The 21,791-nt window shown below is 32.9% G+C and carries 29 protein-coding genes and 1 pseudogene; 2 read left to right on the top strand and 28 right to left on the bottom strand.

What is annotated here, in order from left to right:
- Positions 1-488: pseudogene (locus G7Y65_RS07395) on the top strand (IS3-like element IS1163 family transposase); the annotation flags it as partial.
- On the opposite strand, the gene G7Y65_RS07390 reads toward G7Y65_RS07395, so the two are convergent.
- The 25 genes from G7Y65_RS07390 to G7Y65_RS07275 all read right to left on the bottom strand — a co-directional run bounded on the left by G7Y65_RS07390 (position 485) and on the right by G7Y65_RS07275 (position 18,871).
- Positions 485-1,663, bottom strand: coding sequence for an RNA-directed DNA polymerase (locus G7Y65_RS07390; RefSeq protein WP_052348389.1), 1,179 nt, complete (start codon positions 1,661-1,663; stop codon positions 485-487). The pseudogene G7Y65_RS07395 and the gene G7Y65_RS07390 sit on opposite strands and share 4 nt — an antisense overlap.
- A 329-nt stretch (positions 1,664-1,992) precedes the next feature.
- Positions 1,993-2,163 carry a hypothetical protein gene (locus G7Y65_RS07385; protein WP_155982498.1) on the bottom strand — a complete coding sequence of 57 codons (171 nt, stop codon included), beginning with the start codon at positions 2,161-2,163 and terminating at the stop codon, positions 1,993-1,995.
- Positions 2,164-2,257: 94 nt separating this feature from the next.
- Positions 2,258-2,527, bottom strand: coding sequence for a hypothetical protein (locus tag G7Y65_RS07380; RefSeq protein WP_042492659.1), 270 nt, complete (start codon positions 2,525-2,527; stop codon positions 2,258-2,260).
- A gap of 84 nt (positions 2,528-2,611) precedes the next feature.
- A complete protein-coding gene (gene mobP2, locus G7Y65_RS07375; protein WP_165314768.1) occupies positions 2,612-4,027 on the bottom strand; it encodes a MobP2 family relaxase in 1,416 nt (471 codons plus the stop codon).
- Positions 4,020-4,367 (bottom strand): hypothetical protein, encoded by a 348-nt coding sequence (locus G7Y65_RS07370; protein WP_165314767.1) that lies wholly within the window; start codon positions 4,365-4,367, stop codon positions 4,020-4,022. The genes mobP2 and G7Y65_RS07370 overlap by 8 nt, the downstream gene beginning before the upstream one ends.
- Positions 4,360-5,040 (bottom strand): hypothetical protein, encoded by a 681-nt coding sequence (locus G7Y65_RS07365; protein WP_165314766.1) that lies wholly within the window; start codon positions 5,038-5,040, stop codon positions 4,360-4,362. Before G7Y65_RS07365 ends, G7Y65_RS07370 begins: the two co-directional genes overlap by 8 nt.
- Positions 5,041-5,042: 2 nt before the next feature.
- A complete protein-coding gene (locus G7Y65_RS07360) occupies positions 5,043-5,828 on the bottom strand; it encodes a DNA/RNA non-specific endonuclease (protein WP_165314765.1) in 786 nt (261 codons plus the stop codon).
- A 13-nt stretch (positions 5,829-5,841) separates the two neighbouring features.
- Entirely contained in the window at positions 5,842-6,150 is a 309-nt protein-coding gene (locus G7Y65_RS07355) for a hypothetical protein (protein ID WP_042492651.1), read from the bottom strand.
- Between the two features lie 310 nt (positions 6,151-6,460).
- On the bottom strand, positions 6,461-7,480 hold the full coding sequence (locus G7Y65_RS07350; protein WP_165314764.1) for a coiled-coil domain-containing protein: 1,020 nt from the start codon (positions 7,478-7,480) through the stop codon (positions 6,461-6,463).
- Positions 7,481-7,489: 9 nt separating this feature from the next.
- Positions 7,490-7,921, bottom strand: a complete 432-nt coding sequence (locus G7Y65_RS07345) for a single-stranded DNA-binding protein (RefSeq protein ID WP_042492647.1) — start codon at positions 7,919-7,921, stop codon at positions 7,490-7,492.
- Positions 7,922-7,944: 23 nt separating this feature from the next.
- Positions 7,945-8,292, bottom strand: coding sequence for a hypothetical protein (locus G7Y65_RS07340; RefSeq protein ID WP_042492645.1), 348 nt, complete (start codon positions 8,290-8,292; stop codon positions 7,945-7,947).
- A gap of 20 nt (positions 8,293-8,312) precedes the next feature.
- Positions 8,313-8,540 (bottom strand): hypothetical protein, encoded by a 228-nt coding sequence (locus G7Y65_RS07335; protein ID WP_137600788.1) that lies wholly within the window; start codon positions 8,538-8,540, stop codon positions 8,313-8,315.
- 5 nt (positions 8,541-8,545) lie between these two features.
- Positions 8,546-8,800, bottom strand: a complete 255-nt coding sequence (locus G7Y65_RS07330; RefSeq protein ID WP_042492642.1) for a hypothetical protein — start codon at positions 8,798-8,800, stop codon at positions 8,546-8,548.
- Positions 8,801-9,643: 843 nt separating this feature from the next.
- Positions 9,644-9,886: a helix-turn-helix domain-containing protein gene (locus G7Y65_RS07325; RefSeq protein ID WP_137600787.1), complete on the bottom strand. Its 243-nt coding sequence runs from the start codon at positions 9,884-9,886 to the stop codon at positions 9,644-9,646.
- A gap of 918 nt (positions 9,887-10,804) precedes the next feature.
- Positions 10,805-11,575, bottom strand: coding sequence for a DUF2705 family protein (locus tag G7Y65_RS07320; RefSeq protein ID WP_042492640.1), 771 nt, complete (start codon positions 11,573-11,575; stop codon positions 10,805-10,807).
- Positions 11,575-12,483 (bottom strand): ABC transporter ATP-binding protein, encoded by a 909-nt coding sequence (locus tag G7Y65_RS07315; protein ID WP_042492639.1) that lies wholly within the window; start codon positions 12,481-12,483, stop codon positions 11,575-11,577. The genes G7Y65_RS07320 and G7Y65_RS07315 overlap by 1 nt, the downstream gene beginning before the upstream one ends.
- Before the next feature lie 157 nt (positions 12,484-12,640).
- Positions 12,641-12,844, bottom strand: a complete 204-nt coding sequence (locus G7Y65_RS07310; RefSeq protein ID WP_165314763.1) for a helix-turn-helix domain-containing protein — start codon at positions 12,842-12,844, stop codon at positions 12,641-12,643.
- A gap of 10 nt (positions 12,845-12,854) precedes the next feature.
- Entirely contained in the window at positions 12,855-13,382 is a 528-nt protein-coding gene (locus G7Y65_RS07305) for a hypothetical protein (protein ID WP_165314762.1), read from the bottom strand.
- Between the two features lie 496 nt (positions 13,383-13,878).
- Positions 13,879-14,373, bottom strand: a complete 495-nt coding sequence (locus G7Y65_RS07300; RefSeq protein ID WP_165314761.1) for a P-loop NTPase family protein — start codon at positions 14,371-14,373, stop codon at positions 13,879-13,881.
- Positions 14,374-14,515: 142 nt separating this feature from the next.
- The gene (locus G7Y65_RS07295; protein WP_137600785.1) at positions 14,516-15,271 is read right to left on the bottom strand and encodes an HNH endonuclease; all 756 of its coding nucleotides are present in this window, start codon (positions 15,269-15,271) and stop codon (positions 14,516-14,518) included.
- Between the two features lie 76 nt (positions 15,272-15,347).
- A complete protein-coding gene (locus tag G7Y65_RS07290) occupies positions 15,348-15,863 on the bottom strand; it encodes a flavodoxin (RefSeq protein ID WP_141926813.1) in 516 nt (171 codons plus the stop codon).
- 93 nt (positions 15,864-15,956) lie between these two features.
- Complete coding sequence (locus G7Y65_RS07285) at positions 15,957-17,030, bottom strand: DUF5105 domain-containing protein (RefSeq protein ID WP_042492630.1); 1,074 nt, start codon at positions 17,028-17,030, stop codon at positions 15,957-15,959.
- A gap of 272 nt (positions 17,031-17,302) precedes the next feature.
- A complete protein-coding gene (locus G7Y65_RS09350) occupies positions 17,303-17,656 on the bottom strand; it encodes a GNAT family N-acetyltransferase (protein WP_275669049.1) in 354 nt (117 codons plus the stop codon).
- A 21-nt stretch (positions 17,657-17,677) separates the two neighbouring features.
- A complete protein-coding gene (locus G7Y65_RS09345; protein ID WP_228179868.1) occupies positions 17,678-17,866 on the bottom strand; it encodes a hypothetical protein in 189 nt (62 codons plus the stop codon).
- 24 nt (positions 17,867-17,890) lie between these two features.
- Positions 17,891-18,871, bottom strand: coding sequence for a S66 family peptidase (locus tag G7Y65_RS07275; protein ID WP_042492629.1), 981 nt, complete (start codon positions 18,869-18,871; stop codon positions 17,891-17,893).
- A 203-nt stretch (positions 18,872-19,074) separates the two neighbouring features.
- Here G7Y65_RS07275 and G7Y65_RS07270 point away from each other — a divergent pair, with 203 nt between their 5' ends.
- Positions 19,075-19,617 carry a GNAT family N-acetyltransferase gene (locus G7Y65_RS07270; protein ID WP_137600781.1) on the top strand — a complete coding sequence of 181 codons (543 nt, stop codon included), beginning with the start codon at positions 19,075-19,077 and terminating at the stop codon, positions 19,615-19,617.
- 12 nt (positions 19,618-19,629) lie between these two features.
- Here the strand turns inward: G7Y65_RS07270 and G7Y65_RS07265 are convergent, their stop codons facing one another.
- The 3 genes from G7Y65_RS07265 to G7Y65_RS07255 form a co-directional block, all read right to left on the bottom strand.
- On the bottom strand, positions 19,630-20,037 hold the full coding sequence (locus G7Y65_RS07265; protein WP_042492626.1) for a hypothetical protein: 408 nt from the start codon (positions 20,035-20,037) through the stop codon (positions 19,630-19,632).
- 178 nt (positions 20,038-20,215) lie between these two features.
- Positions 20,216-20,728, bottom strand: coding sequence for an NUDIX hydrolase (locus G7Y65_RS07260; RefSeq protein ID WP_042492625.1), 513 nt, complete (start codon positions 20,726-20,728; stop codon positions 20,216-20,218).
- 17 nt (positions 20,729-20,745) lie between these two features.
- Positions 20,746-21,783: an SGNH/GDSL hydrolase family protein gene (locus G7Y65_RS07255; RefSeq protein ID WP_042492624.1), complete on the bottom strand. Its 1,038-nt coding sequence runs from the start codon at positions 21,781-21,783 to the stop codon at positions 20,746-20,748.
- Positions 21,784-21,791: the final 8 nt, after the last annotated feature.

The raw sequence follows: 21,791 nt of genomic DNA, 5'->3' as shown, positions 1-21,791 counted from the left end.
CACTCATGTGGATCATTCACAACGCCCCAATTTAATCAAGCACCAGCCCAATGCAAGGATATGGGGTGCTGACATTACTTATTTGGAATTACGTCCAGGAACCTGGGTTTATCTCAGTTCTATTTACGAACCAAAGGTTCATCAAGTTTCTTGCTTTCAAGATTGGTCGTCAGATGGAGGCGACGTTAGTTGTAGAAACGATTAATCAGGCGCTTGAATGTCATCAAAAGCCACAATATTTTCACTCTGACATGGGTTCACAGTACACCAGCAACGAAGTTGAAACTTTACTTGAACGGCATCAGATTAGCCACTCATACTCAAAACAAGGTTATCCTTATGATAATGGGCCAATTGAAGCTTTTCACTCATTGTTGAAGAGAGAGTTTGCCTTTCAAACAACTTTTTCCAATTTTGAGGACTTGGTAATCCGGACCTCAAATTACATCAGTTGGTTTAATTCCGACAGAATTAGAACGAGTGTTTAGAAAAATATGTGCCATTTATTGACATAGGAGCAGTTAAAGTTCGTCAAATTTTCGTCATTTGTGAACAATGCATTAATTGACTTTTTACTTAACCTTTTTTGTTTAATGATTTTTTCTAGAAAATTATTTAACACTGAAAAACATGACTTAATAGAACCTTTATTGCCTTGACTTTCTTCTTTTAAACAAAGATCTATAAATGCAATAATTGATTGTTTCAGTAGTTTTTCAGAAATTTGTTCACCCTGAAATTTGTTATCAAAGTAATGAAATATTGAGTCTTTGTCTAGCGACGTGAGGTAAGGAAAAGTATCAACTTTAGTCTTGTATTCATTAACATTTAGTCTATATTCTCTACATAAGAACCTAAATCTTTGTACGAATGCATCTTTTTGTGATTCGTTTGTAAATGTGTAATGAAAATCGTCTACATATCGTGTAAATCTGACGCCACCTTCAAAAGCAGAATCTATTTGTTTATCAAAATTACACATGTATAATTCCGTAATTATTCTTGATATTAGATTTCCTACCGGAACACCATAGGTTTCACCAAATTGTTCCTGCTGAATCAAATGATCTAATGTATTACTAAACCCTCCTCTTCTGTGTTTTTTTGACTCATTTCGTCCCATCAGCATCCAAGAAATAGTATGTGTATAAAGTGAGTGATAAAAATTACCTAAATCCATATTGAGAATATTATTGTCATCCGCAAGTTGACCTTCTCTAATTTTTTGAGTAACCGTATAATTATACTTCAATTGATTGAAATATTTAGAAGTACTATGCTTATTTTCGTTGAAAGCGTCAACAAATTCATTTTTGTTGAGTGTCACATAATATGCCAACTGTAAATAGCTGTATATATTTGGCATTTTGTACTCTCTCCTAGAAATCAAATTTTTTGGAATTGAGAACGAAATTGGTTCAGTAATTTCATTACCAGTTGTTACATCACTAAAAAATAGATTTTCTAAATCACCTTGATGATTCTGCATGTAATCAGCTAAAGAATCCATATTGAAAATGTCAATCAAAAAGCTATCAGATTGAGCATAAGTATTCACACTATCGGTCTTCGTTATTGAATCATAATATCCAAATCTGGTTAAGAATTCTATAGAAAACAAAGAATTATATAGATTCGTTTCATAAAAGCTACTATCAAACATTTTTTTCTCCAAACTTTTAATTAATTTAATTATGCATCAAATTTGTCTAAAAAGTAAGAAGAACAATGACACTTACATGAAATTTGAAAAATGAACTAAGTATTCCTAACATCATGTATAGCTTAAAAAGCATCGATTTTTTTGCTCTAATACTAAAAAATGGACTATTTTTATTCAGTCCGTAAAATGAAAGTATAGGAGTATTTTTATGTTAATTTGTTATTCATAAATGTGTAAAGACCTTATAAATGAAAACTCACCAAATAAACTATACTGGCTTGTTTTAGTGTATTTGTATTAATTAATAATTTAATCTCATTTTTTGCAAATCACCAATTATTATCGTTATTTAGCCAATCTGAAATTTCTTCCGATATATTTAACGCTTCATTTGGAACAAATTGAGAATAGAATTGAATGTCTTTTACATCATCTTCTAATTGTCTACGATCTTTGGCCTTTCGTATTGTTCTTTGTTTTCTTGACTCTTTGTTATTCATAAACCCTCCATCCTGAAAACAAACCCTTAGACATTTGGGACAGCACATTGAATTATGTGAAAGTGATTTGTCACTTCTTGACTAATAATTCATTTTAGAACATTCGTAAGCCTAGGCCAAAGCCATTCAAAATACCACGTTGATTTATCATAGAAATAAGCTTTGTGACAGATGTTGGAACACCTTGATGTGATTTACGGACTACTTTTGAGATTCCATCAGTAAAACGTGTTATTTCAAGGCCTTTTAGCTGATTTTTGTCTAATTTTGCCTGATAAGTACTTAAAAAAATCCCTAATTCACTGTTTTTTCCTACATCATTAATGGCTAAAACGAATTGTCTTGATAAATCTTTTTTTCTCATGTTTCGACCTTTCTTTATGTTTTATATCAATACCTTAATTCTACACCTTTGCAAATAACGATTTGTATATTAACTCTGTAAAACCTATAAATGCCGTGAAAGTGATTCATCACTAACATTTTGTGATTGATCTACCATCGTGTCTTGTAACATCCGATGCATTTGTTGTATTTCCTGTCGACTTTGTTTCGTCATCCGTTTTGCAATTTTATTTAATTTACCGACAGGTGCAGGTTTGTGTGGCGTCACCATTTTAGGATTTTCAGGTTGATCATTACGTTGTTTAACCTTTTCAAAATTCCCTTTGGCCTGTTTGTGAAACTTACCATCGTTAATCTTCTGATCTGTATTAAACTGTTCATTAAATTGCCGATAAATACCATTAGCTAACTCTTTACGTAGTCGTTTATCTTGTGCTTCTGACCATTTCTCTTGACCTTTGTGTTGATTTCCATGCGTTTCTGCCATCATGTCATCCATTTTTTGTGCAGTTGCTCGAAATTCTTGGTAATCATCTTTTAATTCATTCGTCAATAACTTATCAATCAAGCCATTCATTTGTCGATTAGCTGGTGCCATTCGGCTTGTATCATTCGTTACTAACTTATCAGTGTTACCAACCTTCCAACGCCCCCGTAAATCTTGTGGTAAGACATCATAAATTTTCTGCAGGTCCGCCGTGTATTTGTGTGTCCGATCCAACCTTGTCAAAGAATCTTGTTTAATTTGTGTGCGATAATTTCCCACCGCTTCATAGACATTTACCCGTTTAATTTTCGTTGCGTCTGATTCTATTTCATAACGAAATTTACTTTCAGCTTGGTGCTTTGCTTTAAAATCAATAACACCTTTTGGTTTACCACTTTTAAGTAACATACTAGGTCGCGTTTCTGGTGAAATCTTTGCGTACCAAATGTGCATGTTAAGGTGGTCAGTATCTTGATGCACGGCACCAAACCAAACCACATCATCAGGACCTTGTCCTAAAGGTTGTGACCCACCTTTTTCAAATAAATCGTGCACAATATGTTGTTCAGCCCGCTTTAATTTATCTTGATCTAATTGCTTTGTTTCTGGATCATACAGATTATTCTCAACCAACCAATCACCTCGTATTGAGAAGGCCATCTCATGCAAAATATTGCCATTTTCTTGGGCCAAGTTTAGTTTATTTTCCAGGTTGTCCATCTGCTCATCGGTCATATTTAACGTGTCACTATCAAACAGAGGGTGTTCATCACCCGTAGCAGAAAAGCGAGAACTATAACCAAAACTATTACTCGACTCTTGGACTTGTTCAGCATCAGTTATATCGACCAAAGCTTGGTTATTTTCATCCATTACTTTGGAACTTTTTGCCGCATAAGTGCGCACTAGATTACCAAATTGTTTACCGGCTTTAGTTGCTTGTGCTGCTGTCGTAAAATGTGTTGGTAATAACACGGCACCTGTTTTCTTTTCCCCCGTTGCAAAATTCGCAAAGCCCCCTGTTTTAGCCATCTGTTTTCACTCCTTGTTGTCGTGCGTAAGCTGCTAAACTTTTCTGAACGTCCTTTAAAGTTGCAAAATCTGATTCCGGATAACGGGCAACAGCTCGCGTAATATTTTTATGACTTGTTTGGTGCAAAATTCTAGCACATGCATGACTATTTTGTTGATACTGGTTCATTAATAAATGGGAAAATTGCGCAAGCCAATAATTTTTTTGCCGATAGTTCTTCTCCGTTTCAACTTCTTGAACCGTCATCTTATCTTGAAAGGCAGATTGATCAGGATGCAACCAATCTTCTTCATGTAGTTTTTCTAAAGCTGCTTGTAAATCAAAATTTTGATTAGTCATGTTTAAATTCCATTCCTTCACCGCGACGGCGCTGACGTTTGTTTGCAAGATCATTTTTACGACGCTTCTGGTAGGCATTATAGTCTTTCGCATACTGACTACTCTTATCAATTTCTGAACGAATATCCGTTTGAATTATTTCATCAATTTGTCGCGTTGGACCAAAGACTTGCATATTTTCTAAGTAATCCATGGCTGCAATAAATGAGGTCATTTCTTTTAAATCGTTCATCTGTAAATTGATTTGATTTAACATTGGATCTGGGTCATTGATTTCATCCATGCCCTTTAATAAATCAGCATATGACAGACTATTATTTTTTGGATTTAAGATGACTTGATTTACAAAAAAAGTTAACGCAAAACGATACATCCCAGCATTATTATCACCACTAATACCCGTTTCCGGATGTTGGTCAAGCCATGTTTTAAAGACATCACGATACCAAGCTTCTTGCTGACTCGTCTTGATAGTAATTTGACGACACCGACTATTTTCTTCAGTTGGCTCATGATCCAAAATTTCGGTGATATTGATTAAGCCTCTTAGTTCATCAGCAACGTTTTCATTCAAATCTTCATCGGCGTAATTTTTAAATTTTGTTCGTAAATACTTGATACGATTCTGATTTTTCCGCTTTAATTTTTGACGAAATTCACTTAAAGTTTGCATGATTATTTCTCCTCACTTTGTTGTAAAGCTGTGCCTGTATAATAATTAATTTGCCAACCTGGTTGGCTGTTGAAAATATAAACATGGAACTTAATCACATCATCACCAATCGATTGACCAGCCAGTTCAATACCCCGTGGTACACGTTCAACGTTTCGATATAATGGGGTCACTTGATAACGAACATAATGATTAGACGATTGTCGTAAATAAGCTGCAATTTGATTCTCATAAGTTTCCATTGATGCTTGGTTATCTTCTTCATGAATAGCATTCATCACACGCGTACCAGTTACTAAATTACGGGCATCATTGTTCAATCCAGTTAGCTGATAACCAATTAAATGTGAACGATTATAAAGATATGTTTCTTGACCATTTTGCTTAAGTCGATACACATGATAACCAGGCGTTTTAACAGTTAATTTTTTTCTTTTGAGCGTTGGCATCTGTTTTTGATTCAGTAAAGCATTGGCTTGTTTAGGTCGTCCTAACCAATCCCGATGGGACAACTTTTGCCAGGGTTCTGCGGTTGTTTTTAAATTGCTTGCTGTAAAATTAGGTTGATTATCATTAACCACCATCGCTTGTTGATTTGTAAAATCTTGTGCGGCTAATTTTTTCTGTGGGTCCTCTTTTTGCGGTATCTTAGGTGCTGCTGTTGACTGACTAAATTGATTAAAAAGATGATCTAAAATAACATCTCGTTTAACAAAAACTAAGACTGCTACCACTGTCATTACTATCACCATTAATCGACGTAGCCATCGTCGTTGATAACCATACATTTTGTTTCTCCTTTTATTCAAATGTATCGTCATACATGTACTTAATTAACTGATCAATACTATTTTTTAAAGCGGTTAAATCATGTGAGATTGCATGTTGTGAATCAGTTGTTGCATGCGTTAACGTATTCAATTGTTTGGTAACATCTTGCAAAGGTTCCAACAAAATTTCGTTTGCATTGGCTTGTTCTAAGTTATTCGCAAAGTTCTCAATGACAATTTGTAATAAAGCATTTCGTGAGATATTATTTCGTGCAGCTTCTGCATCAATAATCTTTAAAGTATGGTCTGATAAGTTGCGCATTATAAATTGATTTGTCATTAAGTTAAACCTCCATCATTAAGTCAAAATTCAAATTCTTTATTGCACCCAAATTAAAGTTCAAATACATCAATGATAAATAACAGGTTAAGGGGGAATGATACCACGTTGTGATATAACCCCGCTGTGCGGGCATTCTTGGTGATACTACCATTTTTCAAAAGACACCCCAGTGACACCCCACTGGACACCCCAAAGACACCCCGCCAGACACCCCACTGGATGCCATCCGGACACCCCAGTGACACCCCATGTATTTGGTTAAAAATATTGCGGAATTACTGATTAGTTTGCAGCAATTCCGCAAAAGTTATTGCGCTAATTTAGGGACATTCAGTTGCCCATGTTGTTGCTTCGTTTTTTGTTTTTCTAAGTGTTTAATTTTGTCTTTTCCACTCCGAATATCAGTCTTTGCATCACTAATATTTTTCTTAAGATCGGTCATTTTTGATTCATAAGACTCAATTGTTTCGTTAGCTTGTGATCGTTCTTTATCAGTCATATCTTGCATTTGTTGACGCGTTGCCCGCACGTTTTCCGTTTGTTCTTTAATGGCTGCTTGCCACGCTTTAATCGCGGCACGATTTTCTTTAATATTGTGTTCATGTTCTTGAATATTTGTTCTCGTTTGGGCCACAACTAGCTGCTTTTTGCTTAATACTTTACGTTGTGAATTAGTTGGTAATTTATCATCATTGTTAATGATAATTGTGGCTAATTGATCGCTTGCTTTGGCTTGTTTATTTGTGGCACTTTCGTCATCATTAGCGGCCGTTTTGATGCTTTCCGTATCAATTGTTTTGTCTGCAAAACTAATACGTACATCTTGAAAATTAGTCTTTAATTTCTCAAATTGGACAACCATTGTATTAGGTGAAGTGGCCAAAATATGATACTCAGATTGGTCATTTTGAATATACCGATCACCAGCAAATGACAACTTAAACCGTTTCATATTAATGCCTGTGGTAATCGAATCATCAACGTTTCCGGTGAACTTAAAATGTAATTCTAATAGTCCCGTTTCATCATTAAAAATTTTCTTCGTTAAGGCAACATTAGTGCCTTGATTACCAAACGCCATCTCTTGATTTAATTTGGTTGAAACGGTACTTGACGGCCGTGGCATTACCATAGAATAAATCAAAATAGCCGCAGCTATTCCGAGTAAACTTAGGAAACGTAACGTGACGGTTCTGCGTTGCTGATCGTAGTGATTATATTGCCGATTATCATGCTTAACACATCTGCGATACCACCAACGACTGAACCAACCAGCACCTTCTTTTAGATGCGTTTTTTCACTATATTTAACTTTGACATGCTGCATGAAATCCTCCTATCTAATTTCTAAATCATCCGCAACTAAGCCGGCTAACCCTTGTAAAACATCTGCCTCTGTTTCGTCATTTGCAGCTGCTAGTTCATCATCCGCCACACCAGATTTGTCTTGATTATTAGTTGACCAAGGCATGAATGATGTGATCACATTAGTGGTTTGATATTTACGCTGACCGTCGGTCGTTTCATAGCGATGACTTTGAATATTAAAATGAACTTCAAGTGGTAGTCCTTGCTTATTGGCATACTGATATAACATATCCGCCGTCTTATCAAACGCCACGTAATAAATGAAATCAGTTTGGGATTTCTGGCTCAAATACCGTTTAACTGCCAAACCTAAACGCACTATTTTAATATCTTTTTTCTCACCCACCATTTGCACATTAAATGTTTTTAACAGACGTCCCACATGAATATTTGTTTGCATGATTTTTTCTCCTTTTCATGACTTTAACTATTAAACAATTCATCCATTTGCTGACAACTTTGCGCTATTGTCAGTAATAAATATTCTTCTAACAACTGTTCTTTAATCTGCACTTTCAAAACAATATCAGACGTAATCTTGACTAATTCTTTAGCTAAAACACGACGTTCAATAACTAACAATTCGTGCTGATTAGTTTCAACAAGTTGTCCCTTCGATAAATATTTTTTCTGATTAATTTGAACTAATTCAATTGTTTGATTAATACGTTGTGCTGATACACGATGTGCATAATAAACTGAATAATGTTCATTAGAATGATTATCATTATCTGTTGCCTGCTGATCAATTAAATCTAATTGCTCCCACATAACCTACCTCCCACAATTACCTAATGATCAGGTCGTACTAATTGACTAAAAGCGACCCCAGTTCGATCAATTTCTTGTACTACTTTGCCAAATACTTCTGCCTCAATCCGGTATATCCAAACAGCTTGTTGGTAAATTAATGCTTGCCCTTTTTCAGATAAGATTAGCCGATTCAAACTGGCCATTGACTCGGCACTTAATAAGATATGACGTCGCTGCCAATCCACTGCAATGTACTGGTAATTCATTTCATTCACCTCCACCCACGCACTGTTTCTAACACAATACAATGCTGCATCACATCATCCCAGGCTGCTTTAGACAATCGTCCTAACCAAAAAATCTCTACCTTTTGTGCTTGCATTGCCAAGACTTGCTTATGTAAATCGGCTTGCTTATCGGCATAAGCTCTAATAGTTGAAAAGGTCTTATCGAAAGCAACATACACATACGCTGTTGGTTGATGCTCCATGCGTTCAATCGTTTTTAATTTATCAATTTCTAACATATTCTTTCTCCGTTCTGTCCAACTTGCTGGACAACAAAACGACATACTTCATGTAGTTAATCATTAATTAGACTGATGCTTAACAACTCATCAACAACGCGTAGCGTTAGTTAGGAGAGTTCTCCCTTGAGCGAGCTATTCCAACAAAACACTAACTGCGATCAGAGTGATCAAAATCACTGTTTTGTCGTCCAATTACAAGAATTGGCACACGTTTAAAGCCAGCACTGCCCAGCTACCATCACAACATCATTTCGAGTTATACGGTCGAATTATGAACTAAGCACCATGAAGTCATTGTGATTGCCGTGTGACGCCATTTTCAGTACGTCCACCCTGACCTTTTGACGCGTTTGTCTGGTTGTCACCACCAGTGGCTATCAATTACGCCACATTACTTTAAACGTTCGCTACGACGTTCTCTGGCACCTTTCTGACGACGTGTGGGCGATGCGAACCCCGTTTGCTCATACAAGTTACAACGTCGCATTCTGTAACTGCCTAAAAGCCATCTTGGTATAGTCAAAAAACGCTACTATACCCCCTCTGTGGCTCTTAGTAACGTCTTATACACCAGTAATGACCTTCAGAAATGAACTTTTCATTCATGACTTCACATGATATGCTATAGTATGTTATACTAATCTACACATTAGGTTCGATGCTAAAAAATGTCGCACTAAAACCAGCTCATTTTCTTCATTTTTTTGAAAATGATACGTGTACTTTCTGTTTTAAAAAGTATTACCAGTACTAATCGCAACAGAGGGTATTTATTAAGTTTTGGGAGATCAATAACGGTTGATAACATCAGTCATTTGTGAGATGCGATGTTATCTTCAGTTATTGATCTTTTTGTTTGTCATCATTAAACCAACGCATAATGACTTCATCAGTGGACATGCCTAATGTCTTAGCAATCAATGCTAAATTTTTTATACGTGGTGTGCCTTTATCATATTCAATACGTTGAAAGCTTGCATATGGAATTTTTGCTACATTAGCTGCATCACCCATGCGATAATGATGATCTTCACGCCAAGCTTTAACTGCTTGCCCCAATGTTTCTTTTTCTTTATAATCCATTAATTCTCACCTCCTTACTCTTTAATATCGATAATGGAAGTTCTTACCAAAAAATTAACCGAACTAAGTCCGGTGACTAGCTATATACTTGATTAAAAATCAGTCTGTCATTATTTTGTAACCAATGTAATAAAAAAACTATACACGTCTCTAAACGCCTTTATATCAACGTTTATAGTACTGTGTATAGTTAAGAATAAAGTTCATACAACTAAAAAATGTGGGAATTGTCAAAAGACCATGCATAACAATTAAAATTACTGACACCACTGTTAAATATAGCTAAGATTTCTGAACCAGTTTTACCATAATGCATTTTGCCAGTTGGTCTCCTTGTTCCTTTAGAATAAATAATAATAGTTATTTACGATATAACTATTAAATATCCTTAATAATCAGTACACGTTGAAGAACGTCAATTTATTTTAATTCAATATTTACCACAACTAAAATATGATCAATAATCCAAGGCTATAGTTGGTATAATATTTGCTAAGATTACTTCTTTAATTCTACCTAGATATAACTTATTACTCTGAAATATCACTTAGTTTAAGGTTACTTTTTTATAAGCATCATCATTTTAATTGACCGCAACATTTCCTCCCAACTTGGCCATGGACCTAAGGTATTAAACACGCTTTCTTAAAAATTTTCTCTAATCGACATATTAAGCATATTGGAGAAATTGTAATACATTAAACTACTTTTGTGAATTTTACTACATAAAAAAGCTTGTAAATCTGGCAAAACAGCCGGATTTACAAGCTATATTTCTAGTTAATTTTACAATTTTTCATGCCATTTGACATCGAAACCAAAATTGTAGAACCACATAATTTACGGAATACTTTTCGTTTAGCTAACTTTAAAAAAGTTATATATTCAAATAATTTATAACTGATGCAAGTTCACTGATTATACAGTCCGCTTACGGTAAATAACATAACCAATTCCAAGAAAGATAACAATATAAATAACGTTCCCTGTAAATAATTCATTAATTGTTAAATGTGTTATTGCTTTAGTAGTGTTCTCTTGTACTTGAGCTGGATACATCAACATAGTTAATGGATTCCACTTGATCCAATCCCATTTTTCAATTAATAATACCATCAAACCTGAAACAATATTAATCAAAAAATAACCTATTAGTCCAACAGACGTTGCAACAGCAGAACTTTTGAACAAATTAGCTAATAATAATACAAGCGTCAAAATTAACCAATAACTTAAAAATTGAGACCCAACATACTGTAGTTGACTTATTACCAATGTGGTACCATGGCCAACATTCTTAGTTAAGTCAAAGTGTGGGAAAAAGATAAGTTTAAGTCCAAAAGTAACAACATAAGTTAAAATAAACCAATAAACACTGTACAAAAATAATGTTATCCATTTTGATATTAGGATTTGTCCACGACTATATTTACGATAAAATAACTCTTTTGCCGTATTATACTGAAATTCCATTGTAATTATACTACTACATGCAGCAACCATAAAAAAGAATATTAATTCTAACCCTAAAAATCCATCCATATATATAGATTCTATTGATAATACGTCTGGATATTTATTAACAATTAGAGCCAATACGACTTGTAGCACGACTAAAATAATGGTCGAAAGCCAAGTACTGCGTTTTCTGGCAAGTTTAAAGATTTCTTGTTTAATTAAGGTACTCATTATTTTACTCCTTCTTCACCATGTTGTAATAATTCAAGCAATGAAACCTCTAAGTCATTATCCTTATGTTGTACGTCCAAAACATCAATATTATTGTTAATAAGTACTTTTAAAGCATTAGCCAAACTATTATTATCTATATTAGGAACTAATATAGATATATCCTCTTTCAGATTAAAGTTGTGGTCCAATAATAATTGCTGTGCCCTATCATCGTCGCTAGTTTGTAAAACAAAATATTTTTCTCCTGTACTTAATAGCTCGTCAGTTGTAGTTTGTTTAATAATTTGACCACGATCAATAATTACCAAATCCTTTGCTAATTTTTCCAATTCACCTAAAATATGTGATGAAATTAAAAAGGTTGTTCCTTCATTCGCTTTAGTAGTTATCAATTGCCGCAAATCAAACGTTGCTTGTGGATCTAAACCGTTCATCGGTTCATCTAAAATAACAAAATCAGGATTATTCAAAAAAGCTAATGCAATTCCTAACTTTTGTTTCATCCCCAGTGAGTACCCTTTAGCCTTTTGATGAATATATTTATCCATTTTTAAAGCAGAAACTAATTCTGTCATCATACTTTTGGTTATGTTTTTTTCAGCAAACAAGCGTAAATGATCCCAACCTGTTAAGTAAGGATATATTCCTGGATTTTCAATTAATGCACCTACTTTAGACAAAGCTTGATGTTTATTTAATGATACTGATTCACCATTGATTGTAATAGTGCCATTAGAAAAACCAACCAATCCTAAAATAGCTTTCATAATGGTTGTTTTCCCTGCACCATTTGCACCAACCAACCCCACAATATGTCCTTTAGTAACAGTAAATGAAACATCTGTTAATATTTTTTTCTTACCAAAATTTTTTTCTAAGTGTTTTATTTCTAATGTATTATTCATTGTTCTCCTCGTATCTGTGACAAAATTTAATTCACAATGTGCAGACGATTAAATTCAATATTAAATGTTTTTTGAATGGTATGTTTATACCTTTATTTTACAATTCTTATTATCAATAAGAGTAATACAATGTATTTTTCTACTATCATCTAAATTTTTAATCAACGACATATTCAAAAATATCACCTGGCTGACAATCCAAGGCTGCACAAATCCGATTTAGTGTGTCCAAGCGAACTCCTTTCATCTTACCATTCTTAAAATTTGATAAATTGGCCTCAGTTATTCCGACTTCTATGGCTAATTTTTTCGAAGTCATTTTTTTATCAATTAAAACTTTTGCTAAATTAACTTTAATCATCTAATTCCCTCTACAGAAATGAATCATTTTCATTTTTTAGTTTTAAACCATTATCCAACAATATATAGATGGTTTGAACAACCACCACAAAAATAAAGCTTATTAATAAAGCTGCAAAATTGATCGAAATGGCTTGATTATTCAAAATACCTAGTACAATTTCCAACATTCCATAAAATATTTGTACAATTATTAACACCAAAATAAGATGTAAAATTTTCTTAATACTTATCAAATTGGTAATTTCAAAAAAGCTTAAATTCTTTATGTTTTTTATGAGCTTTTGTAAATAGCTAATTATTGCAAAAAAAATCATAAAAATAAATAAGCTTACAAAAATTGCACCAAATACAACGGTCAGATTTGAAGTAGAAATTCCTAAAATGTTAGTACTATAACTTAGATTCTTACGAATTCCTGGGACAGCTAAACCTATTCCTATAGTAACTAATAAAAATACCATTATCCCAAACAACCATTTAGCTATCATCAGTCCCCAGCTTAGAAAATTTACGATTAAACTTTCTTTTTTTATCATTTTCTTATCTCCTCTACGAAATTATTATATCACGATAATTAATTATCGTGATGATTTATTTAATAGTTTTAAGCAATATTGTATATTTTATAATTAGATATTCTATGTAAATATTTCATAAAAGCTACTTCAATATTATTCACTTATTTTTTACGTACTAAAACTATTATTGGTTAACTTCATATCGTCACATAAATAGGAAGTCTATTGTTGACTGAACTATTATTGAAAGAAATATTTGAAAAACAAAAGACTTTTGATTCATGCTAACTCTTTAACATACGTAATAATCATTAAAAGTATAGATTATTTATAATTTTTATAAAAACATACTCTAAAATATTGATTATACAACCTCATTTAGTAATTAAAATATAGTTTAAACACTCAAAAACCGCAGCTAAATTTATGATAAATTCAACTGCGGTTTTACTAAATTATTAATCTTAAAAACCACTATAAATAAAAAAGTAGTTTAAGACATCTGCTATGTTAATTAAGTATTATCTGTTATATCTTGAATAATACTTTGTAAAAGATATTTTGTACTCCCATTTGACAAACGTTGTTCTTTATAATTCAAGTAATCATTGGCACGCCACCATTTTTTTAAACTATCCACCGGGAAAGGTTGATTTTTCATTTGATTATATTTAATTGTCATGGAGAATGATACATCTAAATAATAAACAAAAGCGTTATCATCAAAATTATTAATTAAATCAATAAGCATTTCCCCATATACATCTTTTCGTAGAATACCTTCTAGGACAATTATTTTATAACGAGATTCACCCCCAAAAAATAAAGTTTTTATTAAATCAATTGTTGGTGTGCCTACATGATCATTTGCATGTAGTATGTCTCGACGAATAACATCTTGATGTATCACAAAACAATCATCAAATCCAAAAGATTTTTGTAATTCATCAGCTAAAACGCTCTTACCACTACCAGAATTTCCACGTATCAAAACAAAAATAGGCTTCATAAATTTATCTCCATTATTTTATTTAAAATAGCATCAATTTTAAACCTACGTTATTGAGTTATAGCACTTTCTATTATTTTTCATCTTTTTAAATTTAGCCAATAAACAATTAAATTATCGAAAATAGCCCATTTCAAAACAATTAATCAAAGTTTGTATAAGTAAATGATATTTTACTTCGTAGTTCGTCTAAAGTTATGATATTGGTTTTATCTCTATGAATCATTCTATGACAGTTAGAACAAAGTGGAACTAAATCATTTATTGGATCTATAGAAACTTCTTTATTTTGCAAAAAAAGTGGTTTTTTATGGTGAATTTCAACAAACTTATAGCCTAATTCACCATACATCCGTTCAAAATTAAATCCACATGCCATGCAATTATATCCATAATAATTCAAACATACTTGCCTATTTTTAGGATTTCGCTCATATCGGGTAGTATAAAATTGAATTTTTTTACCCTCAGTTAATTTAACACTAGTTAAACCATTAGTGTCGTTAGATATTATATCTATTGCTTGTGATGTAGCATCGTCCAAACTTCTTAGAGATTGTATATTTCCTTTAAGCCCAAGATTATGCAAATCTGTTAGTGAAATATTAACGTTAACATTCTTCACTAATTTTAAAGAAAACCAAGGTCCCTTACTCGAAAAATCAAAACCAATCACGCTATATTGTGAATCATCAATATGATAATTATAGACATCTCGTTCTATAACTTTTGTTTTTAAGATTATTTTTTGTGTAGGTTTTGACTCATATATATATATAATATCGCCAACTTGTACACTTTTATTGTTATGTTGTACCCAGTGAACTATATCCAAATCGTTAAATGCTTTTGTTGCATCATATTTGTTTTTATTGGATGGTATTATGAATGAACTCATTTATGCACGTACTTTCTTTATTAAACTTTATACCATAAGCATACAATAAAACGGCTGCCAAAATAAACATTGCCATTCAAAACTCATTTAACCACTCATCTAATAACTGAGACACCTCTAACTTACGATCATCTTTAATATTTAAAAGTCTACCTTTACTCTCTTCTCCACCTTTAACTGAGAAGCCATCATTAATATGTGCATCTGGCGCTAACGTCTTAATCTGATCAAAGGTTGTCCCTTGACCATATCCACCATTAGTATTAAAAGAGAAAATATTTAACCCAGTAAAGTCATTACTGGTTAAGAAAGAAACAACTGCCTGCGGTAATGCCATATTCCAAGTTGGCGTTCCAATAAAAACATTCTTGTAATTTTTTAGACTACTAATCTGAGTATTTAAACCAGGTAGAATACCGTTTTCCTGTTCCATTTGATTTTGTTGAACTTCCTGTCGATAATTGGCCGGCCGCGTTTCACTTGTTTCTATTCTTATAACATCCCCACCTAATTTGTCATGAATTAATTTTGCTACAGCTTCCGTATTACCTGTTCGTGAATAATACACGATTAAATTTTTATTATTATTCATAATATAAACTCCTTTAAAACACATAATGAAGCCCCGTAAGTTGATTTATTACCGACTCACAGGGCTTAACACGTTATTTCAATAACCTGCCTTTTAATTAAAACTACCACTAAATTCCTTCTGCAAAGATTCAAATGAGTAGTCTGACTCAGATGTGTCAATTGTCCACTTCTTACCATCTTTAATTAATTTAATATCTTGTCCATCAGCTTCACGCATAGGCATCTTCTCTAGCACTTCTGGGAACTTTTGAACAAGTGATTCCTTAACAGCACGATTTACTTCACTATATGACATTTTGCCATTCGCATTTTGCGTTTCGTCTATTCGACGTTGTGTCTCAGAAATAACTGACGACAATTCAGACAACTTTACCAATGTTGGTGTAACTGTGATTTCAGCAGTTGTTGGTGTTGCTGATTTGATTGCATACTTAACAGATCCCTTTTTATTGTTTACATCTTGAATCTGCTTAACCATATTTTCGGCTGTTTCATCAGCAATTGTATTGTTGAATGCTCTTGTTTCAAGAAAATCTCGTGCAACATTACGATATGAAACTTGTTCATCTTCTAATTTATTAGTAAGCAGCTTGTCATACGAACTACCATCTTGCTTGTTTAAGAACACGCTATCAACATAACTTGTCATAGCCTTTTGAGAATCTTGCGTATGATCTTGATACTTTTTAGTGTTAATCTTCACCTTAGTAGTTGGATACTTTTTAGTACCAGATGCCATCGGTGCAATTTCTAAAGTATATTTTTTATCTTTAGCAACAGGGAAAACAACGTAACCACTCGTTGTATCATGCTTTGCTAATTTTTCGTATCCCATAGTCGAGAAATCATCCCCACTACCGTAAATTTGAACGGATTTAATACGACTACCACTTTTATCTTTTAATTTAATATCACTGGTCATTAAACTAACTTTAGGACCATTATTTTTAATGTGTAAATCTAAAGCCAAATAAGCCTTATCACTAGATAAAGTCTTTTTATTATCAGGAATAATATATTCACCGCTCTTAACTTTAACTGCAGCGCCATTTGAAGGTGCTGAAGCTTTAGCAGCGACAGTGTCTATACTGCCACCAAAGCCTGCTAGCGTACCCACTGCCATAAAACATGCAATAGCAATGCCCATTTTGTTATGCATTTTCATGATAAATACCTCTTTTTATTAATCTGCATTTAAACATAATTCCACATATCTATATGTTTAAGCCAACTTAGTAATATTATATTTGGAAAACATCATATATGAATTAATGTCACATATGATGAGAGATATCCTAATTAAATTATAACAAAAATATGACGAAGTCTGTTGTTTCAGCAACTAATTTATATATTTTATTGGAGTAAAAAGTATTATGAATAAAAAGCCATTAAAAAAGATTGATGCTTATTATATGCCTGACATCAATCCTAAATCTATCTAACTATTCCTCTTATTATCCCCCAATCACTTTTTAGTAAAGTCCAAATATAACCATCATGATAACCATCTTCTAGTAATTTACTAGCTCGAATTAAACCATCTAGGTGAAAACCTGATCGTTCTGCAACCTTGTTACTCCGTGTATTTTCAACCGCTGTATGAATTTCGATTTTATTAACTTTGTAATCAATGAATCCTAATTCACACATCCCTCTAACTGCTCGTTGCATAATCCCTTTACCAACAAATTTAGTAGCCAACCAATACCCAATTTCAGTACTATTATCTAATTTGTGAAATCTGTTAAAGCTAATCATACCCGCGGGTTGATTCTTATAAAGAACAATCAGATTTAAAGAATACCCTTTTCAAAAATGTTCCATTGTTTTAACTAAAAATTTTTCTTCATCTTCTGGTTTTTTCATAAAGTTTGCCCACGTCAACCATGGCGCAATTTCATCACGACTATCATCAATTAAAGCATAGATTGCTTCTGCATCAATTTTTGGCCTTGGTAGTGCTAAACTTACTTCTTCATCAATTTTAAATTGGAACATCATGCAACCTCCCGAAAATAAAAACTATTCTTCATAAACTGTTATCTGTAACGTATTAGTATCAATTGTAACTTCGCCACCTAACGGAAACGTGAAAATAGGTTGCGTATGGCCAAAATCAACATCATAAATGACAGGTATCTGTTTGAGAAGTGGATATTTGTCTAATATATATAACAGCAAATCAGGTGTCATCTCACATTCTTTGGGAAATCTACCAATTACTAATCCTCTTATATCTGGATTAACTTGTAAAAATTGTGCAAGTAATCGGTCAAATTCATATGCATCTCCTTCTTCAGCTTCTTCTAAAAACGCAATAGGTTGCATAACTTTTTTAAAATAAGGTGTCCCAAATAATAAATGATAAGTTTGAATGTTACCGCCAATGATGGTCCCGCTAGCACGTCCATCATTATACACTTCCCATTTATTAGGTAAAAAATTTCTTGGTATTGATGTGTCATACCATGGATCACTTGTAAATACATCATTAGTCGCTAAATCATAATTGCCACCTGCTGGACCTGATACTGCTTTCAACCATTGATTAGTTTGGAAATCTTGCAGTTCATCCATTTTAAAAGAAGAGTACGCTGGCGAATAATATGTCACTAACCCTGTTTTAGCAAAAATAGCAGTATGCAAGCTGGTTGTGTCAGAATAACCAAAGAAAAATTTTGGATTATTTTTAATTAATGTCCAATCAATATAGGGTAATAATTCATTAGCATTGAAACCGCCAATCGTTGTCATAACTGCTTTAACTTGCTTATCCGCAAAAGCGTCATGTAAGTCAGCCAATCTTGATGCTATTGAGGCCGAAAATAGTTGATCATTTTCATAAATATGCACACCAAACGTAACTTTGAAACCTAAATTCTCTAAACGCTCTCGTGCAACTAAATTATCTTGCATCCCACCAACTCTCTCTAAACTAGAGCTTGGCGAAATAATACGAATTTCATCACCCGGTTGTAATTTTTTAGGATAAATTTTTTGCATAGTTTGTATCCTTTCAATGTCTTACTTATTACCTTCCATTAAATAATAAATAGTATAATGTCATTTATTTTTAATTTATTAACTGATAATATTGATATTATAACGTTTTATTATGAGTAAATCTATTGAAATTAAAATAATCTTCAGTATATAATTAACACTGAAGTAAGTAGTCTACAATATACAAAATATTAGGAGTAATCATGCAAATTGCATTAAAACAATTAAGCGAAAAAGATTTATTACCATTCTGGCAATTGGCTTTTAGTGATACTAACGCCGAGTGGACAAAATGGAATGGCCCTTATTTTCACGACAAACTTCCCGAAAAAAAAGAATTTATTGATTTAGATAAGTCTAATCCTTATTTAGAAAATCCTATGCGCAAAGCTATTTGGATTAATGATGAGCTGGTCGGCTTAGTTTCCGCTTACTACGAAGATGCACCACTAAACCAATGGCTAGATGTCGGTATCACTGTTTACAAACAAACTAAGTGGCATCAAGGTATCGGTAAAATTGCTTTAGAAAAATGGTTATCTGAACTTTTTGAAACGACTAATTTACCACACATCGGCTTAACCACTTGGTCAGGAAATTTTCGTATGATTGCTTTAGCTGAGAGCTTACAATTAAAAAAGGAAGCTGAAGTTCGTCAAGTTCGTTTTTGGCAAAATAAATATTGGGATTCAGTTAAATATGGTATTTTACGTGATGAATGGTTTAATAGAATGCATCTAGATTAATAACGTTAATGATCAACTCGCAATTATTTTTAAAACTTTATCATAATAATCGTCCGAGTATGCCATGATGCAGGCTAATAACCACCTACCATCACTATCAGTTAAATTAATATTTAAACAATCACCTAATTCTTGAATTACTTTTGGTATTGCATTAGCGCCATCTTGCTTATCTATATAATTCAGAACCTTTTGTATCTCATTATCATTACCAGTTAATTTGATTAACGTTTTACTTAAAACAAAATCATCACTTGATTCTGGTAGTTCTGTATCAACATAATGAAATGCTTCCTGGTCATTCTCCTTCCCATTTTCAATATCAATTAAATAAGCTAACTTACCTTTTGCCGATAAGCCATCGTAAATTTCATCATTTTTAAATAAAATTGCTAATTTCCTCCACTTAATACTTTTCAATACCCGACATTGCAACGTTCTATATCAATATTGCGAACCATCTTATTAGCGTATAATGAAGTTAAACGCAAGGTATTTTCAATTTAAAGGTTCCAACTTTAAATGTCAAAATAAAAGTCGTCAAACTCAGATAAATTCCAGTTTGACGACTTTTATAATTTACGCATTGATAAATGCTTTAATTTCCGAACACTCGCTCATTCTCTGACAAAACCTGCCAAGTTTCAATGCTAGTATCGCTAGTATTAAATAACCCAGATTGAATATAGTCTTTTGCTTTCAAAACGAGTGGCGAAGCGTTATTAATATTTAATTGATCCAAATTAACTAACAGAGCACCTAGTGAGTCTTGCCCTGCAAACTGTGTAACAGAAGCCATGATTTGACCTGCAAACTCTTGAACTTCATAAAAAACAGTAATATGTTGGTTTATTGTATAGTCTAGATAATCCCAAGGATATTTAAAACTCGTAATCCCTAATTGTGTTATCTTCGAGACCTCTAAACCTGTTTCCTCATGTATTTCACGATTGATAGCATCTTTTAGTAATTCACCATCTTCTAAACTACCACCAGGTAAATCAAACCGATTAATATATGGGCCACCATTTTTCTTAATTACGACTAACTTACCATCAATAGTGATAATTCCATAAACACCAAATGCACGGTGTATATTCTGATGTGCCATATTTTACCCCTTTGTTGTCAGTGCTTAAATACCTCACCTACTTTATTAATATACCACTGACTACCCAGATATTTAATATTTCGGTTTGTCACCAATGCTTTTGTTTTAGGATCAAAATAATAGCCATGTCCATTAATTTCATGATAGTCAGATTGTAGAACATTGTTAATTGCATATTGCCACTGATTAGATTCATTCTTTTGCCAACCATTCGAGTTAAATAATTGTTTACTATTATGTTCATCCGCCAGCATTATGTAATTACTGTTCATCCAACTACTAATAACTGTAGCCATCTGCCTATATGTTTTTTGGGTTGGATGGACTAACTTATCGCCTAAATCAGCCGGTGAATTAGCAACACCAAAATCAGTAACGTTAAGCACTGGTATACCAAAACTCAAGTATACATCTGTTAATGCTCTTTTCAGTTGATTAATAGCGTAATCACCTTGTTTAACAGGCATATATGAATTCACAGGTAAAATCCCAAAAATTTTGATTGTTGGATTTGCCTGGCGTAACCGTTGAATATTTGCTTGTAATCTTTGTTGCACATAACCTAAATTATTACGACTATAATCTAAATCATTTATTCCAATTTCAATCACTACAATATCAGTACGTTTTATAATATTAGTAGTTAATATACGCGAAACATTATTTGATAAATCAAATATCGGCGTACCATTATTATTACCAGATATTTGTGACCCAGCTGAAGAAAACGCATTGTTCAATGATTTTGGCTTTAACAATCGTTTTAATATCGTTGGATAATTATTTTTTAAAACTTGTTTACCATCCCATCCCACAGACAATGAATCGCCAATTATTAAAATACGTTTATTACCAAAATAGATTTCATTTGAAAGCAAGTTTGTATCATCTTTTCTTGTAGTTAGGAGACGATGCTGTTTTACCGGTGGTAGTAGTTTAATATTTTGTGGTGTTTTGGGATCTAATACATTAGCAGATACCCCGTTTTTGGGAAAAGATAAAATAAACAGTACTGTAGCTATCATCAGACTAAATTTAATATACTTACTAAACATTTTTAATT

Source organism: Weissella sagaensis, from assembly GCF_010306265.1.
Taxonomy (GTDB): Bacteria; Bacillota; Bacilli; order Lactobacillales; family Lactobacillaceae; genus Weissella; species Weissella sagaensis.
The sequence above is the reverse complement of the archived record's forward strand: the minus strand, read 5'-3'. Positions and strand labels throughout refer to the sequence as shown.